The organism is Kitasatospora sp. NPDC002040 (genome assembly GCF_040296785.1).
In the GTDB taxonomy this organism is placed as follows: Bacteria; Actinomycetota; Actinomycetes; order Streptomycetales; family Streptomycetaceae; genus Kitasatospora.
The window spans coordinates 175,371-191,619 of the sequence record NZ_JBEOXV010000002.1; the positions used below are offsets into that span (position 1 = coordinate 175,371).

Genomic DNA, 16,249 nt, shown 5'->3' on the forward strand with positions numbered 1-16,249 from the left:
ATGTCTTGGACGCACCATGCCGAAAGTCCCTACCGTCGTCGGCATGGCACTCGCGACTCGGCCCGGCGGCCGTCCGCCCACCCTGGCGGTCCTCTGGCGCACGACCCTCGGCAAGAAGGCGGTCATGGCGGTCAGCGGACTCGTCATGCTGCTCTACCTGGTGGCCCACATGCTCGGGAACCTCAAGGTGTTCTTCGGGCCGGAGGACATCAACGGCTACGCCCACTGGCTGCGCACGCTCGGGCAGCCGCTCCTGCACTTCGGCTGGTTCCTCTGGCTGGCCCGGTTCGCGCTGCTCGCCGCCGTGGTCGCGCACGGCGTCGCCGCGTACCAGCTGAGCCGTCGGGACCTGGCGGCCCGTCCGGTCAAGTACGTGCACACCCGCCGCCGGGCGAGCTACGCCACCCGCACCATGCGCTGGGGCGGGGTGATCCTCGGACTATTCATCGTCTGGCACATCCTCGACCTCACCACCCTGACGGTGAACCCGCTCGGGGAGGAGGGCCACCCCTACCAGAACATCGTGGCCTCCTTCTCCACCTGGTACGGCGGCGGGGTCTACTGCCTCGCCGTGCTGGCGCTCGGCCTGCACGTGCGGCACGGCTTCTGGAGCGCCGCCCAGACCCTCGGCGCCAACAGCCCGCGCCGCGACCGGGCGCTGAAGCTCACCGCCGACGCGCTGGCGCTGCTGCTGACCGCCGGCTTCCTGTCCGTCCCCGTCGCCGTGATGACCGGAGTGGTCCGATGAGCCCGACCGAGAGCAGCTACCTCGACTACGGGATCGGCGCGCCCGTCGCCGACACCAAGGCGCCGGAAGGGCCGATCGAGGAGCGGTGGGACCGGCGGCGGTTCGAGGCCAGGCTGGTCAACCCGGCCAACCGCCGCAAGCACACCGTGATCGTGGTCGGCACCGGTCTGGCCGGCGGCGCGGCCGGTGCCACCCTCGCCGAACAGGGCTACCGCGTCGTGCAGTTCTGCTTCCAGGACTCCCCCCGACGGGCCCACTCGATCGCCGCCCAGGGCGGCATCAACGCGGCCAAGAACTACCGCAACGACGGCGACTCGGTGCGCCGCCTCTTCTACGACACCGTCAAGGGCGGGGACTTCCGCGCCCGCGAGTCCAACGTGCACCGGCTCGCGCAGGTCTCGGTGGAGATCATCGACCAGTGCGTGGCCCAGGGCGTCCCGTTCGCCCGCGAGTACGGCGGCCTGCTGGACACCCGGTCGTTCGGCGGGGTCCAGGTCTCCCGCACCTTCTACGCCCGGGGCCAGACCGGGCAACAGCTGCTCCTCGGCGCGTACCAGGCGCTGTCCCGGCAGATCGCCGCCGGGAACGTCGAACTGCACGCCCGCACCGAGATGCTGGACCTGCTGGTGGTGGACGGCCGGGCCCGCGGCATCCTCGCCCGGGACCTGGTCACCGGCGAGCTGACGACCCATCTGGCCGACGCCGTGGTGCTGGCGACCGGCGGCTACGGGAACATCTTCTACCTGTCCACCAACGCCAAGAACTCCAACGCCACCGCGATCTGGCGGGCCCACCGGCGCGGGGCGCTGTTCGCCAACCCCTGCTTCACCCAGATCCACCCCACCTGCATCCCGCGCAGCGGCGACCACCAGTCCAAACTCACCCTGATGAGCGAGTCGCTGCGCAACGACGGCCGGATCTGGGTACCGAGGGCGAGGGGCGACGACCGCCCGCCGGCCGCGATCCCCGAGGAGGAGCGCGACTACTACCTGGAGCGGATCTACCCCGCCTTCGGCAACCTCGTCCCGCGCGACATCGCCTCCCGCGCGGCCAAGGTGGTCTGCGACGAGGGGAGGGGGGTCGGCCCCGGCGGGCAGGGCGTGTACCTGGACTTCGCCGACGCCGTCGCCCGGCTCGGGCGCGCGGTGGTGCAGGCCAGGTACGGCAACCTCTTCGAGATGTACCAGCGGATCACCGCCGAGGACCCGTACGCGGTGCCGATGCGGATCTACCCCGCGATCCACTACACGATGGGCGGCCTCTGGGTCGACTACGACCTGCAGACCACCGTGCCCGGCCTGTTCGCGATCGGGGAGGCCAACTTCTCCGACCACGGCGCCAACCGGCTCGGCGCCAGTGCCCTGATGCAGGGCCTGGCCGACGGGTACTTCGTGCTGCCGCCCACCCTCAACCACTACCTCGGCTCCACCCCGCTCGCCCCGGTCCCCGTCGACCACCCCGAGATCGCCGCCGTCGAGGCCGAGACGGCCGGGCGGCTCGCCCGGATCCTCGCCGTGGACGGCGACCGCACCCCCGACTCGCTCCACCGCGAGCTCGGCGAACTCCTCTGGGACGAGTGCGGGATGGCCCGGGACGCGGCCGGGCTGCGCCGGGCGCTGGCCCGGATCCCGGAGCTGCGCGAGGAGTTCTGGCGGCGCGTCAAGGTACCGGGCAGCGGCGCCGACCTCAACCAGGCGCTGGAGAAGGCGAACCGGCTGGTCGACAACTTCGAACTGGCCGAGCTGATGTGCCTGGACGCGCTGCACCGCACCGAGTCCTGCGGCGGCCACTTCCGCACCGAGAGCGCAACGGCCGAGGGCGAGGCCGCCCGCCGCGACGAGGAGTTCTCGTACGCCGCCGCCTGGGAGTTCACCGGCACCGGGAAGCCGCCCGTGCTGCACCGCGAGGAACTCCGCTTCGAACACGTCCACCCCACCCAGCGGAGCTACGCGTGAACCTCACCCTGCGCATCTGGCGACAGCCCGGCCCGGACGCCCCCGGCGGCATGACCACCTACCAGGTCTCCGGCATCAGCCCCGACATGTCCTTCCTGGAGATGCTGGACACCCTCAACGAGGAGCTGATCCAGCGCGGCGACGTCCCCGTCGCCTTCGACCACGACTGCCGTGAGGGCATCTGCGGCGCCTGCGGGATGGTCATCAACGGCCGGGCCCACGGCCCCGAGCGGACCACCACCTGCCAGCTCCACATGCGGCACTTCCGCGACGGCGACACCATCGACGTCGAACCCTGGCGGGCCGGCGCCTTCCCGGTCGTCAAGGACCTGGTGGTGGACCGCTCCGCCCTGGACCGCATCATCGGCTCCGGCGGGTACGTCACCGCACCCACCGGCTCCGCACCCGAGGCGCACGCCACCCCGGTCCCCAAGGAGACCGCCGACCTCGCCTTCGAACACGCCGAGTGCATCGGCTGCGGGGCCTGCGTCGCCGCCTGTCCGAACGGCTCCGCGATGCTCTTCACCGCCGCCAAGGTGGTCCACCTCAACGTCCTCCCCCAGGGCGCCCCCGAACGCTCCTCCCGGGTCCGCGCCATGGTCGACACCATGGACGCCGAGGGCTTCGGCGGCTGCACCAACACCGGCGAGTGCGCCACCGCCTGCCCCAAGGGCATCCCGCTCACCGGCATCTCCGTCCTCAACCGCGAGCACCTCCGCTCACTACGCGGCTGACCACCGGCAACGGCGCCGTCGGTGCCCCGGGCCCGCCTAGCCACGAGAGTCCGTTGGCGCGGGCCCGGCCGATGTCGGCGGCGCGGGTGCGGGGGAAGGTGAGGCCGGAGGCGGGTGGCCGCGTTGCCAGGTGGCGGACGAACTCGATCTGCTGGCCGGTCTGCCCGTCGAGGAGGCGGAGATCCGCTGGGCGCTTGCCCGTTGGCGGCTCACCCTGATCGTGAAGGGCGCCATCCATCCCGCGACCGGCGCCGGCCTCCTGGGCCGCGAGGTGTGGGCACCGCTCGGCTACCCCTCAGCACTGCACACGATCGCCGGCGACGCCGCCGAGTACGAGAACTGGATCCCCGCGTTCCACGACTCACTGGAGACCATCGCCGCCAGGATCGTCGCCGAGGCCACCCGACTCGTCACCGCTCACCTGACCCACACCCACCGTTTCGAGTCCCCGACGCTACTCAGTGGTCCGGAAGCCTGGACCCGCGGACACGCGCGAAACCAATCGGTGCGACCGGGATCGAACCGGCGCCGACCGGTAGCGTGACCGCCATGAACGAGGAACACCGATGGCAGGTCGCAGCCGACCCCGGGCTGATCGTCCAGCGGACCTGCAACCACCTCGACGACCTCCCCGGGCCACCGGCGGAGAGCACCGACCTCGCCTGCGAGGACTGCGTCCGGAACGGCACCACCTGGGTACACCTCCGCGCCTGCCTCTACTGCGGGTACGTCGGCTGCTGCGACAGCTCCCCCGGGCAGCACGCCCACCGGCACGCGGACACCGAACCCGGACACCACATCGCCAGGTCCGCCCAGCCCGGCGAGGACTGGGCATGGTGCTACACCGACGAGGTCTTCCTCCGCCCGGCCTGACCCGCCGTCAGACCTGCGCCCCCACAGCCGGACGGCTCCCCCGCCAGCCGGCCCGTTGCCCCTCAACGGGCCGACCCGGACAGCGGAGGGCCGGCGTGGCTATGTAGGTGAGGCGAGCTCTCGCGACCGAAATGGTTTTACGGGACCCGGAGCCACCTCATAAGCTCGGCGATCATGAGCAATTCCCCTGTACAGCGCCACTGGCGCACCTCGCTGTTCCTCTGGGTCGGCCTGCCCTTCATAGCCGTGGTCGGCCTCGTCAAGGCCGCACCCGATCTCGTCCCGGCCTGGGAGGCGCGGAGCGGCAGCGGGGTCATCGGGACGTTCACCGCCGCCCGGGAGAGCTGCAGCCACGGGTCCTGCGACCACTACGGCAGCTGGCGGTCGGCGGACGGGACGTCCACTCGCACGGACGTCATCCTGTACGACTCACCGGATTCGATGCGGGTCGGACAGACGGCCGAGGCACGGGACTCCGGTGCCCGAGGCGGAGTCTTCTCCACCACGGACGGCGGCTCGGCCATCCTGCTGGTGACGGGATTCGCCGTCGGCGGTGTGGCGGCAGCGATCGCCTGGCCGGTGTTCCTCTGGCGCACCTGGCGCACCTGGCGTGCGCGCCGAACCGAACTGCCCGAGCCGGTCGCGGCAGCCGCCTGATCCGGCCCGGCGCACCACGGCCCCTGCCACGGACCCGAGTTCGCACCGGCCTTTCGCCTTGTGATGACGCCTCGGATCAGTAGCCGGTGGTGCCCCAGAAGCACAGGGACTCCGGGCGGTCGTCGCCGTCGTGGACGACGGTGCAGCAGCCGGAGCCGCGCCCGAACGGGGGGAACCATTCGGGACTGCGGTGTTCGACGGCCTGTCGGACCGTCTCGTGCGACGGCCGCTCCGTCCCGAACAGCTCGACGGCCTCGGGTCCTTCGACCACCCTGACCTCTCCGACCTGCTCCGTGTCCGGTTCGCAGCGGACCACGCGCCGGACGTCGAGGACCGAGTGCGCCGGCTCCTCGTCCAGCAGGCCGCCCGCCACCAGGGCCGCCAACGAGCCGAAGCCCTCGGCCCGGTAGTACTCGGCATCGCGGGCGAAGACCTCCGCGCGGAGGTGGTCCAGCGCCTCCTGCTCGCTCGGCCGGAAAGGCGTGAAGTACAGCCAGTCACTCGCTCCCATGCGGGCGACCCTACCGAGTACCCCTGACGGCGACCGGCGGTCGCAGGTCCGCGCGTCCGCCCAACGGGCCCGTCCCGGCGCCCGGCTCCAGTACGTTCCGCCGTCCGGATGCCGCGTCACCGCTGTGCGGAGTGCGGCTCAGTCCGCGTCCGGAAGGGCCAGCAGCCAGCGGCTCAGCAGGAGTTCGGTCTCGGCCAGGATCGCGGGGTCCCCGTCGGAGCGGTCCCGGAAGGCCGCGTTGAGCAGGTCGGCCGCGGTGTGCACGGCGAGCCGGGTGCGCAGGGCGAAGGCGGGGGTGTCGGCGTAGCCGTACTCGCCGACCAGCACCGTCCGGATCAGGTCCGCGATGGCCCGGTCGCTCGCCTGGTCGTACTCGCGCAGGGCGGGCAGTGGCGGGCCGTCGTACCAGAGCCGGTGGAACCCGGGCTGTTCGGTGCGGAAGCGGGTGTGCTCGGAGAGCAGACGGACGATCAGTTCACGCGGGTCGGCGGGCAGCGGCCCGGCCAGGGCCCGGACCGTGATCTGCACGATCCGGTCCAGCCAGTCGACGGTGAGCGCGGTCACGATCGCGTGCTTGTCCGGGAAGAACCGGTAGAGCACGCCGACCGAGACCCCGGCCTCGGCGGCGATCAGCTTCGTGCCCACCTCGTCGTAGGGCCGCTCCTCCAGCAGCCGGGCGGTCGCCGCGAGGATCCTGGACACCTTCTCCCGGCTGCGCTGCTGCTGCGGTGCGCGCAGCGCGCCGGGCAGGGCGGTGACCTCGGCGGACGTGGGCGGCGAACCGGGATCGGACATGGGACTCCTTCGCTGGGGACAGCAGCCTATCTTGACATCCCATCAGATACGAACCAGAGTCTGGTTCATGTTTTTCATCAGGGGGAGGTCCGGCGTACCGCTGGGCCACAGGTTCCATCTGCTCTGCGCCTCGGTCGCCGTCTCCGCGCTCGGTGACGGCATGCGGTTCGTCGCACTTCCGCTGCTCGCCGCCCGCATCTCCGGGGACCCGCGCGACGTCGCGCTGGTCGCCACGGCCGAGCACCTGCCCTGGCTGCTGCTGAGCCTGCCCGCCGGCGCGCTCGCCGACCGGCTCGACCGCCGCCGCCTGCTGTTCGTGGTGGACGCACTGCGCGCGGTGCTGGTCGGCGGCCTGGTGCTCGCACTGGCCGTGGACCGGGTGTCGGTGCCGCTGCTCGCCGTGGCCGGCTTCCTGCTCGGCTGCGGCCAGACGTCCTACAACGCCGGCTGGGTCGGCGCCGTACCGTCCGTGGTGGCACCGGCCCACCGGCCCCGGGCGAACGGCCGGCTCCAGGCGAGTGCACTGGTCGCCGACCCGCTGCTCGGTGCCCCGCTCGGCACGGTGCTGTTCGCCGCTGCCGTGTCGGCGCCGTTCGTGCTGGACGCGGTCTCGTTCGCGGCGGCCGCGCTGCTCGTGCTCGGGATCCGCGGCGGGCTCGGCGGGGAGCAGCGTGTGCAGGGGACGGTCACCCGGCGCGGCTCCGCCGTGCGCCGGCTCGGTGCGGAGGCGGCCGAGGGGGTGCGCTGGCTGTGGCGGCACCGGCTGCTGCGGGCGCTCTGCCTGGCGGCCTGCGCGACCAACCTGGTGGCCGGGGGCGTGATCTCCGTCCTGGTGCTGTACACCCGCGACGTGCTGCGGCTGAGCGCGCAGGGCTACGGCGTCCTGGTCGCCGTCTTCGCCGTCGGCGGGGTGATCGGCTCGCTGGCCGCACCACGACTGGCCGACCGGCTGGGCAACGGGTGGGTACTGTTCGCCGGGCCGATCGGCGCGGCGGTCGCACTGGGCGGTGTCGCTGCAGCGAACTGCCTTCTGCTGGTCTGGAGTTGTACGTTCCTGTGGGGCGCGCTCAGCATGGCGTACGGGATCGTCGCGGTGTCCGTCCGACAGGGGCTGGTGCCGGAGCACTTGATGGGCCGGGTCGGCATGGCCTATCAGATGCTGGCGAACGGGGGCATGGCGGTCGGCGCGGCCCTGGCCGGGGTACTGGCGCACGGCTTCGGCCTGCGGTCCCCGTCCCTGGCCGGGGCGGCGGTGCTGGCCGCCACCGGCCTGCTGCTGGCTCCGGTGCTGCGGCGCAGCGCGCAGGCACCGACGCCGGTGTCCGCCTCCTGAAACGGGCTTCTCACCAACTGGCCCTACAACGGGCGGCGAGAGCCGAACTCGCGCCGCAGGCTGGGGAATCCATGGTCGTTCGAGCTCACGGTGCGCCCTGACGACTCGTCAGGACATTTCGGAGGTCCGCCTCCGGGAGCCAGTCGCGGCCCGGCCGGATCACCTCGGTCCGCGAGTACACCGACACCCAGCACGTCGAGCGCACCCTGTTCGCCGACTAGGGTCTCTCTTTCGGGTCACGTCGGATCAGCGGGCGTCGTTGGGGTGCGTGCATCGGCGGCGCCGAGGAGGGAGCCTGATGCAGCGCATCGGCGACCGACGAGAAGCCGGCGAGGTGCGTGCCCCGGCGGCGGTCGCCCGACGTGATCCGAAAGAGAGACCCTAGGCGCCAGGGGCGGTGCGGCGGATCACCTCGACGGCGTGCGCGATCTGGGCGTCCGTCAGGTCGCCGCGGGCGGTGAGGCGCAGGCGGGAGATGCCGTCCGGTACGGACGGCGGGCGGAAGCAGCCGACGGCGAGGCCGGCGGTGCGGCAGTCGGCTGCCCAGGCCACGGCGGCCTCCGGGCCGGGGGCGCGGACCGAGACCACGGCGGCGTCCGGGGTGCTGGCGTGCAGGCCGACGGCGGTGAGCTGGGCCGAGAGCAGCCGGGCCACCTCGCGGGCCCGGTCGGCCCGCTCGGGTTCGGCGCGCAGCAGGCGCAGCGCAGCGAGGGCGGCGCCGACGGCGGCGGGGGCGAGGCCGGTGTCGAAGATGAAGGTCCGGGCGGTCTCGGTGAGGTGCCTGATCACCCGTCGGGGGCCGACCACGGCGCCGCCCTGGGAGCCGAGCGACTTGGAGAGCGTCACGGTCGCCACGGTGTCGGGTGCGCCGGCCAGGCCGGCGGCGGCCAGGGCTCCCCGGCCGCCGGGGCCGAGGACGCCGAGGCCGTGCGCGTCGTCGATCAGGAGCGCGGCGCCGTGGGCGCGGGCGGCGGCGGAGAGCTCGCCGACCCTGGCGGCGTTGCCGTCCACCGAGAAGACCGAGTCGCTGACCACCAGCGCCCGCCGGTGGGTCCGCGCGGCCAGTGCCGCCGCGACGGCGGCGGGGTCGTCGTGCGGGGCGCGGTGCACGTCGCTGCGGGCGAGGCGGCAGCCGTCGATCAGCGAGGCGTGGTTGTACGCGTCGGAGACGATCAGGGTGTCGGGGTCGGTCAGCGCGGTGAGTGCGGCCAGGTTGGCGGCGTAGCCGGAGGAGAACACCAGTGCGGCCTCGGCCCCGCAGAACTCGGCCAGTTCGAGCTCGAGTTCGGTGTGCAGCGCGGTGGTGCCGGTGACCAGCCGGGAGCCGGTGGCGCCGCCGCCCCAGCGCAGCGCCGCCTCGGCGGCGGCCCGGGTGACGTCGGGGTGGTGCACCAGTCCGAGGTAGTCGTTGCCGGCCAGGTCCAGCACCGGGTCCTCGGCGGGGCGGCTGCGCAGGGTCCGGGTCAGCCCGGCGGCGGCCCGCAGCTCGGCGGCCTGGTCCAGCCAGTCGAAGACGGCGGCGGGAGCCGGCGGCTCGGTGACGGGTGCCGGCGGCTCGGCGGTGACGGGCGCAGCGGAGTTGACCATGGCCGCACTCTGTCATCCACCCGGTCCGCCGGGCAACGGTCGGCCCTGCTCCCCGTTGCCCGGCGGACGGCTCTGACCTGCTGGTTTCCCAGGTCCGGCGCCCTGCCGTGTGGCTCAGTTCACCCGCTGACGCGGACCACCAGCTTGCCGAGGCGGTGGCCGTGCTCCAGGTCGGTGTGGGCGGCCCGGATCTGGTCCAGCGAGTAGACGTGGGTCGGACCGGCGCTGATCTCACCGGAGGCGATCCGGTCCAGGTAGCGCTGGAGCACCTCGGTCGGCAGGTCGTCGGCCTGGCCGCCGTAGGCCGACAGCCGTACCCCTCGGGGGAGGTAGCCGATGGGGTAGAAGTCGGGCACGGTCCACTGGTTGGAGAGCATGCCGGCGAAGCAGACCGTGCCCTGCCCCCGGGTCGCCGCCAGGGTGTCGGGCAGGGTCGGGGTACCGACCAGCTCGAGGGCCGCGTCCACGCCGTCGGGAAGGATCGCGCGGACCTGCTCGGCCACCTTGCCGTCGTCGACCAGCGGGTGGTCGACGCCGTGGTCGGCCAGCGCGGCGAGCCGGTCGGCGTCGCGGGTGGTGGCGAGCACGGTGGCGCCCTGGTCCTTGGCCAGGGTGGCGGCGACCAGGCCGAGGGCCGAGGTCCCGCCCCGGATCAGCAGCGACTGGCCGGGCCGGAGGCCGAGCCCGACGGTCAGTGATCCGTACGCGGTCTGCAGCGTCTCCGGGACGGCGCCGAGCACCTCCCACGGCAGCTCGGAGCTGAACGGCAGCACCTGCGAGCGGGGCACCACGGTGTACTCGGCGTAGCCGCCGTCGAAGGTGCGGCCCATCCCGCCCATCATGGTGACCACCTGCTGCCCCGGCGTCAGGACGCCGTCGGGGTCGGCGTCCACCGTGCCGGTCGCCTCGATGCCGGGCACCCGGGGGAAGGTGACCCCTTCGGCCAGGCCGAGCCGGGTGTGCAGCTCGGAGCGGTTGAGGCCGAACGCCTCGACCTTGATCCGCACCCAGCCGGGCGCGGGTTCCGGCTTCGGCAGCCGGGTCACCGTCAGCTGCTCCACCGGCCCCGGTCCGGCCAGCACCACGGCCCGCATCGTCGAACCCATCGTGTCCTCCTGCATCGTTCCCGAACTCACTGTCGGGACAACTCCCCGGCGGCCGCAGCTGTTCCGGTCCGGTCGGGCCGGTATCCGAGCGTGGCCACCGCGGCCGCGGTCAGCACCACGGCCGCCACCAGCCGCAGCCCGACCGCCATCCCGGCGCCGAACCCCTGCGCGGCGGAGGCCAGTTGGCCGGACCCGAGTCGGCCCGAGGAGTGGGCGGCCAGCACGGTGCCGACCACCGCGACCCCGAGCGCCGCCCCGATCTCCCGCGCCGCCGTGTTCAGGCCCGCACCCAACCCGGCCTGGCCGGGCGGCAGTTCGGAGACCACGCCGAAGGCCAGCGCGGGGGCGGACAGGCCCATCCCGCCGGACAGCACCAGCAGGTACGCCGCGTAGAGCGGGTACGGGGTCGAGGCGTCCGCCGTGGAGACGGCGAGCAGGCCGAGGCCGATCAGGGCCAGTCCGCCGCCGATCAGCGGGCGCGGCCCGTACCGGCCCTGGAGCCGGACGGTGAGCCTGGGGACCAGCGCCATCCCGACCGCGAGCGGCACGATGGCGAGCCCGGTCAGCACCGCCGAGTAGCCCTTGACGTACTGCAGGAACTGGGAGTTGACGTAGAAGAGGGCGAACAGGCCGAAGAAGCTCGCGGCCGAGCCGAGCGCCGCCGAGCTCAGCCGGCCGGACCGGAACACCCGGGGGTCGACCAGCGGGTGGGCAGTGCGCAGCGCGTGGCCGGTGAAGGCGGCCAGCAGCGCAGCCCCGGCGCCGAAGCCGGTCAGCACCCGGCCGGAGGCCCAGCCGGCCGAGGGCCCCTCGATGATGCCGTAGAGCACGGCGGCCAGGCCGGCGATCAGCAGGGCCGAGCCGGGTACGTCGGTGGCGGCCGGGTGCCGGGGTGTCGCGGGGACGGTGCGGGCGACGGCGGCCGCGAGGACGGCGGCGAGCGGGAGCATGACCCAGAACAGGGCCTGCCAGGGCAGGTACTGGGCGATCAGGCCGCCGCCGACGTTGCCCGCCAGGCCGCCGAGGCCGAGCGAGAGGGTCCAGGAGGCGAGGGCCTGGGCCCGGCGTTCGGGGCCGGCCAGGAAGACCAGGACGGACATGGTGGCGGGCATGATCAGCGCGGCGCCGGCGCCGGAGACGGCCCGGCCGGTGATCAGCAGCGCCGGTCCGGTGGCCAGGGCACTGGCCACCGCCCCGGCGGCGAACAGGCCGAGCCCGGCGAGCAGGGCACCCCGGCGGCCGTACCGGTCGCCGAGCGCCCCGGCGGGGATCAGCAGGCCCGCGAAGACGATCACGTAGGCGTCGACGGCCCAGATCAGCTGACTCGGGCTCAGGCCGAGCCCGGCGGAGGCCAGCTGCGGGATCATCAGGTTGATCGCGGCGACCATGCTCTGGGCGACCAGGGCGGCGGCGCAGACGGTGAGCACCACCGGGCGGCCGGGCGCGGGCGTGCGGGCAGGTGTGGACAAGGCTCCCCCTGGAGCTGGCGTGGACGGCGGGATGTCTGTCACCGTAGGGCGATCGAGCCCTGCCTTCCAGTGCAAGTTCTGCAAGAGAGGAATGCACGTGACGCATTCCGGTCTGGACCTCAACCTCCTGGTCGCCCTCGACCTGCTGCTGGAGGAGGGCAGCGTCTCCGGCGCCGCCCGCCGGCTGCACCTGTCCGAGCCCGCGATGAGCCGCACCCTGGGCCGGATCCGCAAGGCACTCGGCGATCCGGTGCTGGTGCGGGCCGGGCGCGGCATGGTGCCGACGCCGCACGCGATGGCCGTCCGGGCCGAGGTCAGGGCGGTGGTGGAGCGGGCCCAGGCGCTGTTCGTCGCGGCCGGGCAGGTGGACCTGCCGACGCTCTCGCGCACCTTCACCGTGCTCGCGTACGACGCCTTCGCCGCCGCGCACGGTGCGGCGCTGTTCGCGCGGGCGGCGGCCGAGGCGCCCGGGGTGCGGCTGCGGTTCCTGACCGAGAACCACCTCGACGCCCCGGCCCTGCGCGAGGGTGCGGCGGATCTGGAGGTCGGGGTGATCGACACCACCTCGCCGGAGGTGCAGGTCGAGCACTTCTTCGACGACCGGATGCTGGCCGTGGTCCGCCCCGGGCATCCGCTGCTGGGCGACGGCCCGGTCACCCCGGCCCGGTTCGCCGCGGCGCGGCACCTGAGCGTCTCCCGGCGGGGCCGACTGTCCGGCCCGATCGACGCCGCACTGGCCGAACTCGGCCTGGCCAGAACGGTGGTGGGCAGTGTCGGCACCTTCCCGGCCTCGCTGTTCGTGCTGCTGGACAGCGATCTGGTGGGCCTGGTGAACGTCCGCGCCCGGAGCCTGGCCGACGCCCTGGGCCTGGTCACGTTCGAGATCCCGCTGCCGCTGCCCCCGCTGTCGTTCGGCCTGGCCTGGCACCCCCGGCACCGGGCCGACCCCGCGCACGCCTGGCTGCGCGGCTGCGTCCGCGAGCTGATGACCGGTCGGCCCCACCCCTGATCACGACTCGGCCCGACATCCGATCACAACTCGGCCCACCGTGACGGACCTTGCCCGCGCACGGTGTGCGGCGGCCCGCCGTTCTGACACTCTGGTCCAGACCACTCGGATCGGGGGAACCACGAAGTGAGAGTCTTGACCAGATGTGCCGGCCTGGTCGCCGCGCTGGCACTACTGCTGTCCTGCCAGCCGGCCCAGTCGGACGAACCGCGGGCGCTGCCCGCGATCAACGTCATCCCGCTGCCGCTCAGCACCACCGTCGGGACCGGCCCCGGCTACCTGCTCACTGCCGACACCGCCATCCGCACCGCGCCGGGGACCGCCCCGCTCGCGGACCGCCTGGCCGAGCAGCTCCGCCGCTCCACCGGCCTGCCGCTCCCGGTCGGGCCCGCCACCGGCGGCATCGAGCTCCGACTGGACCCGGCGGTCGAGGGCGAGGAGGGGTACCGGCTGGCCGCCGACGAGCAGGGGGTGGTGATCACCGCAAATACCGAACAGGGCCTGTACCGGGGCACCCAGACGCTGCGTCAGCTGCTGCCCCCGCACATCGACGCCGGTGCGGTGGTGCAGGTCCGCTGGGCGGTTCCGCCCGTCACCGTCACCGACCGGCCGCGCTACCCCTACCGGGGCGCGCTGCTGGACGTCGCCCGGCACTTCTTCACCGTGGCCGAGGTGAAGGCCTTCGTCGACCGGCTGGCCCTGTACAAGTTCAACCACCTGCACCTGCACCTCAGCGACGACCAGGGCTGGCGGATCACCGTCCCCGGCCACCCGGAGCTGACCGGGATCGGCGCCGCCACCGAGGTCGGCGGCACCCCCGGCGGCTTCTACACCGACGCGGACTACCGGGAGATCGTCCGGTACGCCCAGGAGCGATTCCTGACGGTGGTTCCGGAGATCGACCTGCCCGGGCACACCAACGCCGCCCTCACCGCCCACCCCGAACTGGACTGCAGCGGCGGGCCGCCGCCCGTCCCCTACACCGGCACCGAGGTCGGCTTCAGCGCGCTCTGCCCGACCGACGAGCGCAGCTACGCCTTCACCAACGACGTGATCACCCACCTCGCCGCGCTAACCCCGGGGCCGTACCTGCACATCGGCGGCGACGAGGTGAAGCGGCTCGAACCGCAGCAGTACGAGCAGTTCGTCCGGCGGGTGGCGGCCCAGGTGGTCGCGGCCGGCAAGATCCCGGTCGGCTGGCACGAGACCGCCCCGGCGGCCGGCGCGGGCCAGGCCGGCGCGGGCCAGGCCGGCCCCGGCCAGGTCGGGCTGCTCCAGTACTGGCGGGCCGACCAGACCGCGACCGTCCCGGTGCAGGCGGCCGTCGGACGCGGCGCCAAGGTGCTGATGTCACCGGCCGGGCGGACCTACCTGGACATGAAGTACCAGAACGGCTACCGCCTCGGCCTCCGCTGGGCCGGGTACGTGGACGTGCTGGACACCTACGGCTGGGACCCCGACACCTTCCTCCCCGGCCTGCCCCCGGGCTCGGTGCTCGGCGTCGAACCGGCGCTCTGGACCGAGACCCTGAGCACCGTCGCCGAGCTCGACCTGATGCTGCTGCCCCGGCTGCCCGCGCTCGCCGAGGTCGGCTGGTCGGCGCAGGCGGACCGGCACTGGCCGGAGTTCCGGGTACGCCTGGCCGGCCAGGCCCTGCGCTGGGAGGCGGCCGGCTTCGCCTTCGAGCGGCGGCCGAGCATCCCCTGGCGCTGACCCCGGCGGTGGCCCGCCTGCGCCGCACGGGTGGTTCCGGGCGGCGCAGGCGGGCCGGTCCGTGACTCCGCCCGCCGCCCCGGCGATGATCGCGGCCGGGAGGACTTGTGCGCGAGAGCGACCGCGGTACCGACGGAGAGCACCGGCCGGAGCAGGACCTGCAGGAGAAGGGCCTGCGCTCCGGGGCGGTCGGCCTGGTGGCGAGCGTGGTGCTGAGCGTCTCCTCGGTCGCGCCGGTGTACGCGCTGACCGCGACACTGGGCCCGACGGTCGGTCAGGTCGGGCTGCAGATGCCCGCCGTGTTCCTGGCCGGGTTCGCACCGATGCTGCTGGTGGCCTTCGCCTACCGCGAGCTGAACCGGGTGATGCCCGACTGCGGCACCTCCTTCACCTGGACCGCCAAGGCGTTCGGCCCGCACGTCGGCTGGATGTGCGGCTGGGGGCTGGTGGTGGCCACCATCATCGTGCTCTCCAACCTGGCGGGCGTGGCGGTCACGTTCTTCTACCTCCTCCTGGCCCGGGTGTTCGAGCACCCGAGCCTGGCGGACCTGGCGCACAACAAGGGCATCAACGTCCTGACCTGCATCGTCTTCGTCGGCGCCGCCACCGCGATCGCCTACCGGGGGGTCGGGCTGACCAAGGAGGTCCAGTACGTCCTGGTGGGGCTCCAGTTGGTGGTGCTGGCGCTGTTCGCGCTGTTCGCCTTCGTCAAGGCCGGCCAGGGGCGCTCGCCGCTGGCGATCGAGTTCAGCTGGCAGTGGCTCGACCCGTTCGCGGTCCAGTCCTTCGCCGCCTTCACCGCCGGGCTCTCGCTCTCGCTCTTCATCTACTGGGGCTGGGACACCTCACTGACCGTCAACGAGGAGACCAGCGGCAGCGCCAAGACCCCCGGGCGGGCCGCACTGCTCACCATGGTGGTCATCCTGACCAGCTACCTGGTGGTCGCCGTCGCGGCGCAGCGCTTCGCCGGGGTGGGCACCACCTCGTACGGCCTGGGCAATCCGGAGACCGAGGACAACGTCTTCGCCGCGCTCGCCGACCCGGTGCTCGGCAGCCTGTCGATCCTGATCTTCGTCGCGGTGCTGGCCAGCTCCGCGTCCAGTCTCCAGACCACCTTCCTGCCGCCGGCCCGCACCATGCTCGCGATGGGCACCTACCGGGCCATCCCGGCCCGGCTGGCCCGGGTCCACCCGCGCTTCGCCAGCCCCTCCACCGCCACCCTGGTGTCCGGGGTGGGCACGGCGGTGTTCTACTCGGTGATGACCCTGATCAGCGACAGCGTGCTGGTCGACACCATCTTCGCCCTCGGCATGATGATCTGCTTCTACTACGGCCTGACCTCCTACGCCTGCGTCTGGTACTTCCGCCGCGAACTCACCCGCTCCGTCCACGACTTCCTCTTCAAGGGCCTCTTCCCGCTGACCGGCGCGGTGCTGCTCACGCTGGTCTTCGCCAAGACCGCCGTCGACACCTTCGACCCCGACTACGGCTCCGGCACCTCGCTGTTCGGCATCGGCACGGTCTTCCTGATCGGCTTCGGCCTGCTGCTGCTCGGCCTGGTGCTGATGCTGCTCTGGCAGCGCCGCGCCCCCGCGTACTTCCAGGGGCGGACGCTGCGCCACGACACTCCGGCACTGATCGTCGAGGACTGATCAAGGCGCGCTCCTTGCACAGGAGTTGACGGTCCGTCAGGCTCGTTGCAGTGGGGGGAGACCACGCACCGGTTCGACCCGGCCTCCCCCGGCACGTCCTGACGAGG

Annotated in this window: 15 protein-coding genes; 10 read left to right on the plus strand and 5 right to left on the minus strand. The window is 73.2% G+C overall.

Going from position 1 to position 16,249, the window contains the following annotated elements; genetic code table 11:
• Positions 1-43 precede the first annotated feature (43 nt).
• From ABT118_RS06260 to ABT118_RS06285, 6 genes are all read left to right on the plus strand, one after another.
• Positions 44-748 carry a succinate dehydrogenase cytochrome b subunit gene (locus tag ABT118_RS06260; RefSeq protein ID WP_350645299.1) on the plus strand — a complete coding sequence of 235 codons (705 nt, stop codon included), beginning with the start codon at positions 44-46 and terminating at the stop codon, positions 746-748.
• Entirely contained in the window at positions 745-2,703 is a 1,959-nt protein-coding gene (locus ABT118_RS06265) for a fumarate reductase/succinate dehydrogenase flavoprotein subunit (RefSeq protein WP_350645300.1), read from the plus strand. The genes ABT118_RS06260 and ABT118_RS06265 overlap by 4 nt, the downstream gene beginning before the upstream one ends.
• On the plus strand, positions 2,700-3,437 hold the full coding sequence (locus ABT118_RS06270; protein ID WP_350645301.1) for a succinate dehydrogenase/fumarate reductase iron-sulfur subunit: 738 nt from the start codon (positions 2,700-2,702) through the stop codon (positions 3,435-3,437). Before ABT118_RS06265 ends, ABT118_RS06270 begins: the two co-directional genes overlap by 4 nt.
• Before the next feature lie 130 nt (positions 3,438-3,567).
• The gene (locus ABT118_RS06275; RefSeq protein ID WP_350645302.1) at positions 3,568-3,981 is read left to right on the plus strand and encodes a hypothetical protein; all 414 of its coding nucleotides are present in this window, start codon (positions 3,568-3,570) and stop codon (positions 3,979-3,981) included.
• Between the two features lie 5 nt (positions 3,982-3,986).
• Complete coding sequence (locus ABT118_RS06280; protein WP_350645303.1) at positions 3,987-4,310, plus strand: UBP-type zinc finger domain-containing protein; 324 nt, start codon at positions 3,987-3,989, stop codon at positions 4,308-4,310.
• A gap of 174 nt (positions 4,311-4,484) precedes the next feature.
• Complete coding sequence (locus ABT118_RS06285) at positions 4,485-4,967, plus strand: hypothetical protein (protein ID WP_350645304.1); 483 nt, start codon at positions 4,485-4,487, stop codon at positions 4,965-4,967.
• A gap of 76 nt (positions 4,968-5,043) precedes the next feature.
• On the opposite strand, the gene ABT118_RS06290 is transcribed toward ABT118_RS06285, so the two are convergent.
• Both ABT118_RS06290 and ABT118_RS06295 read right to left on the minus strand, forming a co-directional pair.
• Complete coding sequence (locus tag ABT118_RS06290) at positions 5,044-5,478, minus strand: hypothetical protein (protein ID WP_350645305.1); 435 nt, start codon at positions 5,476-5,478, stop codon at positions 5,044-5,046.
• A gap of 138 nt (positions 5,479-5,616) precedes the next feature.
• Positions 5,617-6,273 carry a TetR/AcrR family transcriptional regulator gene (locus tag ABT118_RS06295; protein ID WP_350645307.1) on the minus strand — a complete coding sequence of 219 codons (657 nt, stop codon included), beginning with the start codon at positions 6,271-6,273 and terminating at the stop codon, positions 5,617-5,619.
• A gap of 67 nt (positions 6,274-6,340) precedes the next feature.
• Between ABT118_RS06295 and ABT118_RS06300 the strand changes: the two genes are divergently transcribed.
• Positions 6,341-7,606, plus strand: a complete 1,266-nt coding sequence (locus ABT118_RS06300; RefSeq protein ID WP_350645308.1) for an MFS transporter — start codon at positions 6,341-6,343, stop codon at positions 7,604-7,606.
• 381 nt (positions 7,607-7,987) lie between these two features.
• Here the strand turns inward: ABT118_RS06300 and ABT118_RS06305 are convergent, their stop codons facing one another.
• The 3 genes from ABT118_RS06305 to ABT118_RS06315 all read right to left on the minus strand — a co-directional run bounded on the left by ABT118_RS06305 (position 7,988) and on the right by ABT118_RS06315 (position 11,768).
• On the minus strand, positions 7,988-9,193 hold the full coding sequence (locus tag ABT118_RS06305) for an 8-amino-7-oxononanoate synthase (protein WP_350645310.1): 1,206 nt from the start codon (positions 9,191-9,193) through the stop codon (positions 7,988-7,990).
• A gap of 119 nt (positions 9,194-9,312) precedes the next feature.
• Positions 9,313-10,299 carry a zinc-binding dehydrogenase gene (locus ABT118_RS06310; RefSeq protein ID WP_350645312.1) on the minus strand — a complete coding sequence of 329 codons (987 nt, stop codon included), beginning with the start codon at positions 10,297-10,299 and terminating at the stop codon, positions 9,313-9,315.
• A 26-nt stretch (positions 10,300-10,325) separates the two neighbouring features.
• On the minus strand, positions 10,326-11,768 hold the full coding sequence (locus ABT118_RS06315) for an MFS transporter (protein WP_350645314.1): 1,443 nt from the start codon (positions 11,766-11,768) through the stop codon (positions 10,326-10,328).
• Between the two features lie 91 nt (positions 11,769-11,859).
• Here ABT118_RS06315 and ABT118_RS06320 point away from each other — a divergent pair, with 91 nt between their 5' ends.
• The 3 genes from ABT118_RS06320 to ABT118_RS06330 all read left to right on the plus strand — a co-directional run bounded on the left by ABT118_RS06320 (position 11,860) and on the right by ABT118_RS06330 (position 16,142).
• Positions 11,860-12,777, plus strand: a complete 918-nt coding sequence (locus ABT118_RS06320; RefSeq protein WP_350645316.1) for a LysR family transcriptional regulator — start codon at positions 11,860-11,862, stop codon at positions 12,775-12,777.
• A 126-nt stretch (positions 12,778-12,903) separates the two neighbouring features.
• Positions 12,904-14,490 (plus strand): beta-N-acetylhexosaminidase, encoded by a 1,587-nt coding sequence (locus ABT118_RS06325; protein ID WP_350645317.1) that lies wholly within the window; start codon positions 12,904-12,906, stop codon positions 14,488-14,490.
• Positions 14,491-14,597: 107 nt separating this feature from the next.
• Positions 14,598-16,142: an APC family permease gene (locus ABT118_RS06330; RefSeq protein ID WP_350645319.1), complete on the plus strand. Its 1,545-nt coding sequence runs from the start codon at positions 14,598-14,600 to the stop codon at positions 16,140-16,142.
• The last annotated feature ends 107 nt before the right edge of the window (positions 16,143-16,249 follow it).